General features: G+C 69.5%; 9 protein-coding genes and 2 pseudogenes. 7 read left to right on the forward strand and 4 right to left on the reverse strand.

Features of this window, described 5'->3' with window-relative positions; genetic code table 11:
- Positions 1 to 69: 69 nt before the first annotated feature.
- The 3 genes and pseudogenes from QN345_RS12240 to QN345_RS12250 form a co-directional block, all read left to right on the forward strand.
- A pseudogene (locus tag QN345_RS12240) lies at positions 70 to 273 on the forward strand (uracil-DNA glycosylase); the annotation flags it as partial.
- Positions 274 to 300: 27 nt separating this feature from the next.
- On the forward strand, positions 301 to 879 hold the full coding sequence (locus QN345_RS12245; RefSeq protein WP_134449800.1) for a GNAT family N-acetyltransferase: 579 nt from the start codon (positions 301 to 303) through the stop codon (positions 877 to 879).
- 3 nt (positions 880 to 882) lie between these two features.
- Positions 883 to 1,272, forward strand: coding sequence for a hypothetical protein (locus tag QN345_RS12250; RefSeq protein WP_323508690.1), 390 nt, complete (start codon positions 883 to 885; stop codon positions 1,270 to 1,272).
- A 28-nt stretch (positions 1,273 to 1,300) separates the two neighbouring features.
- On the opposite strand, the gene QN345_RS12255 is transcribed toward QN345_RS12250, so the two are convergent.
- Both QN345_RS12255 and QN345_RS12260 read right to left on the reverse strand, forming a co-directional pair.
- On the reverse strand, positions 1,301 to 1,957 hold the full coding sequence (locus tag QN345_RS12255; protein ID WP_322189565.1) for a hypothetical protein: 657 nt from the start codon (positions 1,955 to 1,957) through the stop codon (positions 1,301 to 1,303).
- A 57-nt stretch (positions 1,958 to 2,014) separates the two neighbouring features.
- A complete protein-coding gene (locus tag QN345_RS12260; protein ID WP_323508691.1) occupies positions 2,015 to 4,087 on the reverse strand; it encodes an MMPL family transporter in 2,073 nt (690 codons plus the stop codon).
- 61 nt (positions 4,088 to 4,148) lie between these two features.
- On the opposite strand from QN345_RS12260, the gene QN345_RS12265 reads away from it, so the two are divergent.
- From QN345_RS12265 to QN345_RS12275, 3 genes are all read left to right on the forward strand, one after another.
- Positions 4,149 to 4,715 (forward strand): MarR family winged helix-turn-helix transcriptional regulator, encoded by a 567-nt coding sequence (locus tag QN345_RS12265; RefSeq protein WP_134449804.1) that lies wholly within the window; start codon positions 4,149 to 4,151, stop codon positions 4,713 to 4,715.
- Between the two features lie 95 nt (positions 4,716 to 4,810).
- Entirely contained in the window at positions 4,811 to 5,323 is a 513-nt protein-coding gene (locus QN345_RS12270; RefSeq protein ID WP_134449805.1) for a Fur family transcriptional regulator, read from the forward strand.
- A 37-nt stretch (positions 5,324 to 5,360) separates the two neighbouring features.
- On the forward strand, positions 5,361 to 6,890 hold the full coding sequence (locus tag QN345_RS12275; RefSeq protein WP_134449806.1) for a catalase: 1,530 nt from the start codon (positions 5,361 to 5,363) through the stop codon (positions 6,888 to 6,890).
- Between the two features lie 37 nt (positions 6,891 to 6,927).
- On the opposite strand, the gene QN345_RS12280 is transcribed toward QN345_RS12275, so the two are convergent.
- Positions 6,928 to 7,800 (reverse strand): SDR family NAD(P)-dependent oxidoreductase, encoded by an 873-nt coding sequence (locus QN345_RS12280; RefSeq protein WP_134560645.1) that lies wholly within the window; start codon positions 7,798 to 7,800, stop codon positions 6,928 to 6,930.
- Positions 7,797 to 8,168: a Fe-S oxidoreductase gene (locus tag QN345_RS12285; protein ID WP_134561919.1), complete on the reverse strand. Its 372-nt coding sequence runs from the start codon at positions 8,166 to 8,168 to the stop codon at positions 7,797 to 7,799. Before QN345_RS12285 ends, QN345_RS12280 begins: the two co-directional genes overlap by 4 nt.
- Positions 8,169 to 8,211: 43 nt before the next feature.
- Between QN345_RS12285 and QN345_RS12290 the strand changes: the two are divergent.
- Positions 8,212 to 8,954, forward strand: a pseudogene (locus tag QN345_RS12290) (ATPase); the annotation flags it as partial.

Consider the following 8,954-nt stretch of genomic DNA (forward strand, 5'->3'; position numbering starts at 1 on the left):
GCTCCTCGGGCAGCTGCCAGCTGAGCTCGAGGTGACTGAGCCACCCCGCTGTGTACACGAGCGGCGGACCGCGGCACGCCCCTCGTCGCGATCCTCTGGGGGAAGGACGCCGCGAGGCTGCGGCCGTTGCTCGGCAACACCCCGGTGATCGAGTCGGCGCATCCGAGCCCGCTGTCCGCGCGGCGGGGCTTTTTCGGGTCGAGGCCCTTCAGCCGCGCGAACGCGCTCCTCGCCGAGCAGGGCGCAGCGCCCGTCGACTGGACACTCGGGTAATCTGGAAGTCCGTGGGAGGAGCCAGCCATGCTTGAAGAGGAATACCAGCCGCGCCGGCAGTTGCCCAGGCACCTGCGCCCGGCGCCGGAGACCGAGGCTCCGTTCGAGTACTCGATGCGGGACGCGCTGATCACCGACCTGCCGTACATCCGCGAGATCTACAACTACTACGTCGCCAACAGCACGGTCACCTTCGACGTCGACCCGATGACCCTCGCCGCCTGGCGCAGTAAGTTCTACTACCTCGGCAAGCTCGGCATGCCCTTCATCGTGGCCGTGTCGCCCGCCGGTCAGATCCTCGGCTACGCGCTCGTGACGCCGTGGAAAGAGAAGCGCGCGTTCCGGTTCACCGTCGAGAACTCGATCTACCTCGGAGCGGCCTCGACAGGCAAGGGACTCGGCCGGGTGCTGCTCGGCGAGCTCATCACGCGCTCCAAGGATGCGGGCCTCAAGGAGATCATCGCCGTGATCGCCGACCAGGGCGCCGACGCGTCGATCAAGCTGCACCTCGACTTCGGGTTCAAGGAGATCGGCCGGATGGGCAAGGTCGGCTTCAAGTTCGACCGCTGGCTCGGAACCGTGCTGCTCCAGAAGAGCCTGAAGTAACCCGTGACCGATCCGGAGGTCTCGTTCGAGCTGCCGCCTCGACACACCGTGCTGCGGTCCTTCGCTGGGCACCTCGAAGCGCCGCCGGAGACCGTGTTCGGGCGGCTGCTCGCGGCGCTGATGCCCGCACCGAGCGAGGGGGTCGCCACGATCAACCGGCATTTCCGGGCCGATCCCGCCGAGCGCCTGATCGTGGTGCAGGGGGACTGGTGGTACCGAGGCGAGTACCGCGTGCTCGCGGAGGAGGAGGGTTCGCTCGTGCAGTACGAGATCATCAACGTCGCCCAGGCCTTCCACGCCGCCGGTGCGCTCACGGCCCGCTCGGAGCTCCGCGCGGCACCCCGCGCGTTCCAGACGCTGCTGACCAAGGTCGGCGGCCCGCTCGCCCGCTGAGCCGCACTGCCCCGTCCGGGGGCGCGGGTCAGGGCGTGAGATGCAGCGTGAACTCGGGTCCGCCGAGAAGCACGGCGAGCACGGATGCCCCGAGCCCGCCGGCGAGGAGCAGCCCCGGGTGGGCGAGCCCCACGATCGCGGATCGTAAGCGCGGGCTGGTCCGCAGGAAGTCCTCCGGAACCGCGTGCGCCTCCGGCAGCTCGCGCCAGCCGCGCAACCGCCGCAGGAACCAGCTGCACCGAACGACGAAGGCCATCCACAGTACGAGCAGTACCACCGGGATCGCCGCGAGCATGAGCGTGAAGCCGAGCCCGGTCACCTCGGCGTCATTGTCATTGGCCGCGGCCTGGATCGCCGTCGAGATCGACGAACTCGCGACCACGGACACCCCCCAGACCAGGAATGCCGCACACAGCGCGAGGAATCGCACGAAGAAATGGCCGAGCACCGAGTCGTTCGCGGGCGGAAGGTGGTCGCGCGGTGTGGCCGCGAGCAGCCACACTGTCGCCGCGAGGGCCGGCAGCGCGGCGAGCAGCACGACCGCGTACCAGCCGGGACCGGGAACCCAGGGCGAGAGGGCGTCGGAGGCGACCACGACACCCCAGAGGGCCAGCCAGGCCCAGCCCGACCGCAGCGGATGCCGAACGAGCCACGCCGGCAGCATCCGCTCGAGCACCGCAGTCATGCGGACACTGTACTCGCGAGGTCTGCCGGCGCTCGGCGCCCGGGGCTCGGTGCCCCGCTACTCGCGGAGTGCCGGGTGCGACGGCCACCAGAACCGGTCGCCGGTGAGGAACACGAGCGCGGGAACCACGAGGGTGCGGACGAGCAGGGTGTCGAGCAGCACGCCGAGGCAGACGATCACGCCGATCTGAGCGAGCGCGACGACCGGGAGTACCCCGAGCACGACGAAGACCGCTGCGATCAGGATGCCGGCGCTCGTGATCACCGCTCCGGTCGAGGAGAGGGCGCGCACCATGCCCTCCCGGGTGCCGTGCAGCCGGGCCTCCTCCCGCGCCCTCGTCGTGAGGAAGATGTTGTAGTCCACCCCGAGCGCGACGAGGAACAGGAACGCGAACAGCACGACGTTCGTATTGAAAGCCGGGAAGCCGAGCAGGTTCTGGAAGATCAGGTTGGAAGCGCCGAGGCTCGCGAAGAACGTCGCGAGCACGCTCAGGATCAGCAGGACCGGCGCGACGAGGGAGCGGAGCAGCAGGGCGAGGATGCCGAAGACGATCGCGAGGATCATCGGCAGGATCAGGTCCTGGTCGCGCTGCGAACTCGTGCGGGTGTCGAGGGCCGTCGCGTCTGTGCCGCCGACGAGGGAATCCGCGACCGCGCCGCCGGCATCCGCGTATGCGGTGCGCAGCGCGGTGATGGTGGCGAAGGTCGTCTCACTGCCCGGTTCGCTCGAAAGCGACAGGTTGAGCCGGGTGCGCCCGTTCGCGCTCTCGCCCGGCTGCACCGTTGCGACGCCCGCTGTCGTTGTGGCGAGGCTCGCGGCCTCTGTCGCCGAGGCATCCGGTGCGAGCACGATGGTCTGGCTCGTGAGCCCCGACGAGAACGAGGCGTCGACGATGGCCTGCGCCTGCACCGATTCCGGGTTGCCGAGCAGCTGGTCCGCCTGCGAGAGCCCGACGGATGCCCCGACCAGTCCCAGACTCAGGGCGCCGAGCCCGAGCGCGGAGGCGACGATGATCGCCACAGGGCGCCGGGCGACGCCGCGGCCGAGCCGGGACCAGAATTCGGTGTGCACGCGGGGCGACGCGGGGTCGTAGCGCGGCACGAACGGCCAGAACAGCCCGCGGCCGCAGACGACGAGGGCGGCGGGAAGGACGATCAGGGCGAACAGGATCGCGATGACGACACCGATCGCGCAGGCGAAACCGAGCGCGCGGTTGCCGGAGAGCTCGGCGAAGAGCAAAGTCAGCAGGCTCAGCGCGACGGTCCCTCCGCTCGCGGCGATCGCGGGGCCTGCGCTCCGCACGGCGATTCGCATCGCCTCGTTCCTGCTCTCGGTGTGCAGCAGTTCCTCGCGGTAGCGGGCGACGAGCAGCAGTGCGTAGTTGGTGCCCGCACCGAAGACGAGCACGGACTGGATGCCCGAAACGCTTGCGTCCAGGGTGATGCCGAACGGCCCGGCGAGGGCGCTCACGACGACGCCGGCGAGCCCGTCGGCCAGTCCGACGACCACGAGCGGCACGATCCAGAGCACGGGGCTGCGGTAGGTGATGATCAGAAGTACCGCGACGACGATCACGGTCACGAGCAGCAGCCGGAAATCGGCGCCCGCGAAGGCGTTGGAGATGTCGGCCTGGAACCCGACCGGCCCGGTCACGTAGGAACTCAGGCCGGAGGGCAGGTCGCTCGAGGCGGCCGAGCGGATGTCCGCGGCCGTGCCCTTGACGTCGGCGCTGACGGCGGCGGCCTCGAGCGGCACGACGCTGATCGCCGCGAGCCCGTCGTCGCTGAACCGGGGCGTGGTCGCCCGCGGGGCGGTCGACAGTGCGCCGAGTTCGGCGGCCTGCGCGGTGATCGCGGCCTTGTCCGTCTCCGTCAGCGCGCTCTCCGCGCCGGTCGTGTCGCCACCGCGGTTCCAGACGACGATCGCGGAGGTCTGCTTCGCCGAGGGGAAGTCGGCGAGGAGGGCATCGACCCTGGCCGCCTGGCTCGACGTGGGCAGCCCGGACGTCGGGAAGTCGTTCCCGGCGCTCTTCGGCAGCAGTGCGAACAGCAGTCCGACGGCGATGACGGCGCCGACGAGGACGACCCAGGCCGTGCGCCGACCCGTGATGATGCGCACAATCCCGAGCACTTTTCCTCCAATAGTCCTGATTGCTAAGCATCCTAGCAATGTCAGGACTAGTATGGCGGTCATGGCAGAGCCTCGCAAGTCCCCGCTCCCGGCTGGTGCACCAAGCGGTGCGCCGACCGGCGCCGTCCAACCCCTTGTCGGCGACAACGACATCGGCCTGCCCTATTCCGGCGAGATCGGCACCCAGCTGCGGGAATTCGTAGTGCTGTCCCGGGCGTTCGAGCGCCAGGTCGGACAGGCCCTCGCGGTGAATCCGACCGACCTGTCCGCAATGGAACACCTGATCACGGCCGGTTCGCTCACACCGAGCGAACTCTCCCGGCGGCTCGACATCTCGACGGCAGCGACCACCCTTGTGGTCGACCGGCTCGTCGCACTCGGTCATGCCCGGCGCGAGGCGCACACCTCGGACCGGCGGAAGGTCGTCGTCCTGCCCGCAGCGAAATCGGTGGAGAAGGCCGTCGGAGCGCTCATGCCGGTGATCGGGGGAGTCGCCACTGTCACCCGTGACCTCCCCGCGGAGGAGCGCGAGGTCATCGCGGCCTTCCTGTCGCGGGTGCTCGACGTCTACCGCGGCGCCCTCGCCGGCGGCGCCGATGGTGACGGCGACACCGCTCCCCGCTCCTGACCCTCGCTCCTGACCCCCGCTTCCTGAACATCCGGCGTTTCTGAACATTCGGTGAATTGTTTTGAGGAAATCAAAACAACTGTTAGCGTGAGGGCATGACGACGACCGGGACGCCGAGCAAAAACCCGGGATTCTCGCGGCCGGGCGAGCCAGGGCAGCTCGGTGACAGCATCCGCCGATCGGGACTCAAGGTCACCGCGCCGCGCCTCGCCGTGCTGCGGGCCCTCGACGATTCCCCGCACGCGAGTGCCGAGCGGCTCTTCGCCGTGGTGCGGACCGAGTTGCCCGGAACGTCGCTGCAGGCGGTCTACGGCGTGCTCGCGGCCTTCACCTCGGCGGGTCTCACCCGCAGGATCGAACCGTCCGGGTCTCCTGCGCTCTACGAGCGCCGGGTCGGCGACAACCACCACCACGTGATCTGCTCGCGCTGCGCCGCCGTGCAGGACGTGGACTGCGCCGTCGGCGAGGCGCCCTGCCTCGAGCCGAGCGACGCGGCCGGTTTCGCCGTGCACGCCGCGGAGGTCACCTACTGGGGGCTCTGCCCCGACTGCCAGGCCGCGGGCGCAGAGCCCCATCTCCCGGCCGGCCATCCACCCACTCATCCCTGACCTACGCAGTGCACATGTAGTCGAACAAAGGAGCAGCATGACCACCGAGTCCAACAGCGAGTCGAACACCGGGCCGATCAAGCCGACCACCACCCAGACCGGAACCCCCGTCGCGAGCGACGAGCATTCCCTCACCGTCGGGACGGACGGCGTCGCGGCCCTGCACGACCGCTATCTGGTCGAAAAGCTCGCGCAGTTCAACCGCGAGCGCATCCCGGAGCGGATCGTGCACGCCAAGGGCGGCGGAGCGCACGGCGTGTTCGAGGTCACCGGCGACGTGTCCGCGTACACCCGCGCCGCGGTCTTCCAGCCGGGCACGAGCACCGAGACGCTGCAGCGATTCTCGAGTGTCGCCGGCGAGCAGGGCAGTCCGGACACCTGGCGCGACGTGCGCGGCTTCTCGGTCAAGTTCTACACGACGGAGGGCAACTACGACATCGTCGGCAACAACACCCCGGTGTTCTTCATCCGAGACGGCATCAAGTTCCCCGACTTCATCCACTCCCAGAAGCGGCTGCCCGGCTCCGGCCTGCGCGATGCCACGATGCAGTGGGACTTCTGGACCCTCTCGCCGGAGTCCGCGCACCAGGTCACCTACCTGATGGGCGACCGCGGCCTGCCGCGCTCCTGGCGCGAGATGCCCGGCTTCGGCTCGCACACCTACCAGTGGATCAATGCCGCCGGCGAGCGCTTCTGGGTCAAGTATCACTTCGCCTCCAACCAGGGCAACGTCGAGATGGAGGGCTCTGAGGCCGAGCTCATCGCCGGCGCAGACGCCGACTACTACCGCCGCGACCTGCACGACGCGATCGAGGCAGGCAACTTCCCGTCCTGGACCGTCTCGGTGCAGATCATGCCGTACGAGGACGCCAAGACCTACCGGTTCAACCCCTTCGACCTGACCAAGGTCTGGCCGCACGCCGACTACCCGCTCATCGAGGTCGGTGTGCACACGCTCAACCGCAACCCGCAGAACTTCTTCGCCGAAATCGAGCAGGCCGCGTTCTCGCCGGCCAACTTCGTGCCCGGCATCGCGGCGAGCCCCGACAAGATGCTGATGGCGCGCATCTTCTCCTATCCGGATGCCGCGCGATACCGGGTCGGCACGAACTACGCTGAGCTGCCCGTCAACGCCCCGCACGCAGCCCCGGTGAACAACTACTCGCAGGACGGCGCCGGCAGGCACCACTTCAACGCTCCAGAGGCCCCGAACTACGCGCCGAACTCGCTCGGCGGCCCGGTGGCCGACCCGCTGCTCGCGGGCGAGGGCAGCTGGGAGAACGACGGCGAGCTGCTCCGTGCCGCCGCCGTGCTGCGCAGCGAGGACAGCGACTTCGGCCAGGCCGGGACGCTCTATCGCGACGTGTTCGACGACGCGGCCAAGGCCCGCTTCCTCGACACCATCACGGGTGCGATCAGCGGCGTGCAGCGCCCTGAGGTCACCGAACGCGCGATCTGGTACTGGACGAGCGTCGACGCCACGCTCGGCGCTGCACTGCGCGCGAACCTCGCGACGTGGGCAGAGGCGGACATGCTCGCAGAGGCATCCGCCCAGTACTCGGAGTAACGCGGTACTCGGAGTAAGCGGGCGGACGCCGTAGCGGCTATTCGAGGGTGGGTGCGGCCTGGGCGGTCGCAGCCACCATCGCCCCGCTGCGCTCCCAGAGGGCTGCGGCGAGCGCCGGGTCGTAGGCGAGCTTGTTCGCCTTCGCGACCAGGCGCTTGTCGTAGTACTCGCCGGAGATCCATTCGTCCAGGGGAGCCGTGGCGAGCCAGACCAGGGTGTCTGCGCCCTGCTCCGGTGTGATCAGCATCCGCTTGAGCGGGGTCTGGTAGATGAAGCGCATCACGCTCGTCGAGTTCGACGAGAAACTCGTCGCGACGACGCCGGGGTGGAACGCCGCAGTCGTGAGGCCCTGCTCGTGGTAGCGGTGGTGCAGCTCGCGGGTGAAGAGGATGTTGGCGAGCTTGGCGTTGCCGTAAGCCCGGTTGGGTGAATACTTCGCGCTCGCATCGAGGTCGTCGATGTCGAACCGGGCGTAGACGCTGTTCGCCACGCTCGCGGTGTTGATCACCCGGGCGTGGCTCTCCAGCAGCCGGTCGGTGAGGAGCGTCGTGAGCAGGAACGGCGCGAGGTGGTTGACCTGGAAGGTCTTCTCGTGGCCGTCGACGGTGAGGACCCGCTTGCCCATGATGCCGCCGGCGTTGTTGGCGAGCACGTCGATGCGCGGGTAGCGCTCGAGGAGGGTCGCGGCGAGAGCGCGCACCTCGTCGAGGCTGGCGAAGTCGGCGGTGAACGAGTCGGCGCCGAGCGGTGCTGCGACGGCGGCGGTCTTGGCCGCCGAGCGTCCCACGATGACGACGGATGCGCCGGTGCGGCTCAGCGCGCGGGCCGCGGCCGCGCCGATGCCGTCGCTGCCCCCGGTGATGATGATGGTGCGAGCGGACGGTGCGGATGCTTCGGACGTGTCGGTCATGACTTCCTCTTGGTCAGGTAGCCGCCCTTTTCCAGGCCGGCCTCGATTTCAAAACGGTTGGTGAGCGGGTTGCTGCCGGCCGCGCGGTAGAACAGCGGGAACAGCATGCCGTAGCGCTGCCACTGCCGTTTGTGCACGGCCTCGTGTTCGAGGATCGCGTCGGAGACGTTGTCCCGGGTGAGGTAGCAGCCGCCGACGCAGGACCCGCCGCGGCCGAAGGCCCAGTTCGGCAGGCCACGGAAGACGATCAGGCCGCCGCGCCGCTCGACGCGCCCGGTGCTGAGGAGCCCTCCCCAGACCAGCCCGACGGCCGTCGCATAGAGATACCCGGCCCTGCTGAGGGGGGAATCGAAAAGGATCCGGAGCATCACTCAAGCGTATGCCGCCTGACCGGCACTTAGAGTTAACCCCGTGCGAATTCGACTGCTGGGCGGACTGAGTGTCGAGCACGACGGACGGCAGGTTCCCGTGACGGGGTCGATGCAGCTCGCCGTGCTGTTCCGGCTTGCCGTCGACGCGGGAACGGCGGTGAGCTACCGGGCGATCTCCGAGGACGTCTGGTCCCGCGATGCGCCCGAGAACCAGCGGGCCGCCCTCCAGTCCATCGTCTCCCGGCTCCGGGCCCAGCTCCCTCCCGGAGTGATCGAGTCGACGGTCGGCGGCTACCGCCTCCTGCTCGCCAGGTCCGATGTCGACGCACTCCGTTTCGAAGACCTCGTGGCCGAGGCGGTTGCCGCGGCGGGGACTGCCTTGCCGGCGGATGCCCGACGCGCCGCGCTCGCGGCCCTCGCGCTCTGGGCTGGCGAACCCTGGATCCCGTCCCCGGACTTCGACTGGTTCCTCCGCGACCTCGCCCGCGACCGGGCCAGGGCACTCGAACTCACAGCCCTGGATAGCGCAGCCCCGGATGGCTGCGCACCCTCCGCGGCCCGCGGCATCCCGGTGTCCCTCACCCGCCTCGTCGGCCGGGAGCGTGAACTCGCGGCGATCGAGGAGCAGCTCGCCGTGTCCCGGCTGGTCACGATCGTCGGAACCGGGGGAATCGGGAAGACGCGCCTCGCGCTCGAAACGGCAGCGGGCATCCGTGGTGCCGTGCTCGTCGAGCTCGCCCCGGTGGGTCCGGGCGAGGTGCTCGCCGCGGTGCTCGCGGCCAC

Origin of the sequence: Cryobacterium sp. 10I1, from assembly GCF_035019805.1 — a bacterium.
Lineage (GTDB): Bacteria > Actinomycetota > Actinomycetes > Actinomycetales > Microbacteriaceae > Cryobacterium > Cryobacterium glucosi.

Bases quoted from the DNA above. Each gene is read 5' to 3' on its own strand.
- QN345_RS12245 (WP_134449800.1), top strand. From the start codon at position 301: ATGCTTGAAGAGGAATACCAGCCGCGCCGGCAGTTGCCCAGGCACCTG.
- QN345_RS12255 (WP_322189565.1), bottom strand. From the start codon at position 1,957: ATGACTGCGGTGCTCGAGCGGATGCTGCCGGCGTGGCTCGTTCGGCAT.
- QN345_RS12265 (WP_134449804.1), top strand. From the start codon at position 4,149: ATGGCAGAGCCTCGCAAGTCCCCGCTCCCGGCTGGTGCACCAAGCGGT.
- QN345_RS12270 (WP_134449805.1), top strand. From the start codon at position 4,811: ATGACGACGACCGGGACGCCGAGCAAAAACCCGGGATTCTCGCGGCCG.
- QN345_RS12275 (WP_134449806.1), top strand. From the start codon at position 5,361: ATGACCACCGAGTCCAACAGCGAGTCGAACACCGGGCCGATCAAGCCG.
- QN345_RS12280 (WP_134560645.1), bottom strand. From the start codon at position 7,800: ATGACCGACACGTCCGAAGCATCCGCACCGTCCGCTCGCACCATCATC.
- QN345_RS12285 (WP_134561919.1), bottom strand. From the start codon at position 8,168: ATGCTCCGGATCCTTTTCGATTCCCCCCTCAGCAGGGCCGGGTATCTC.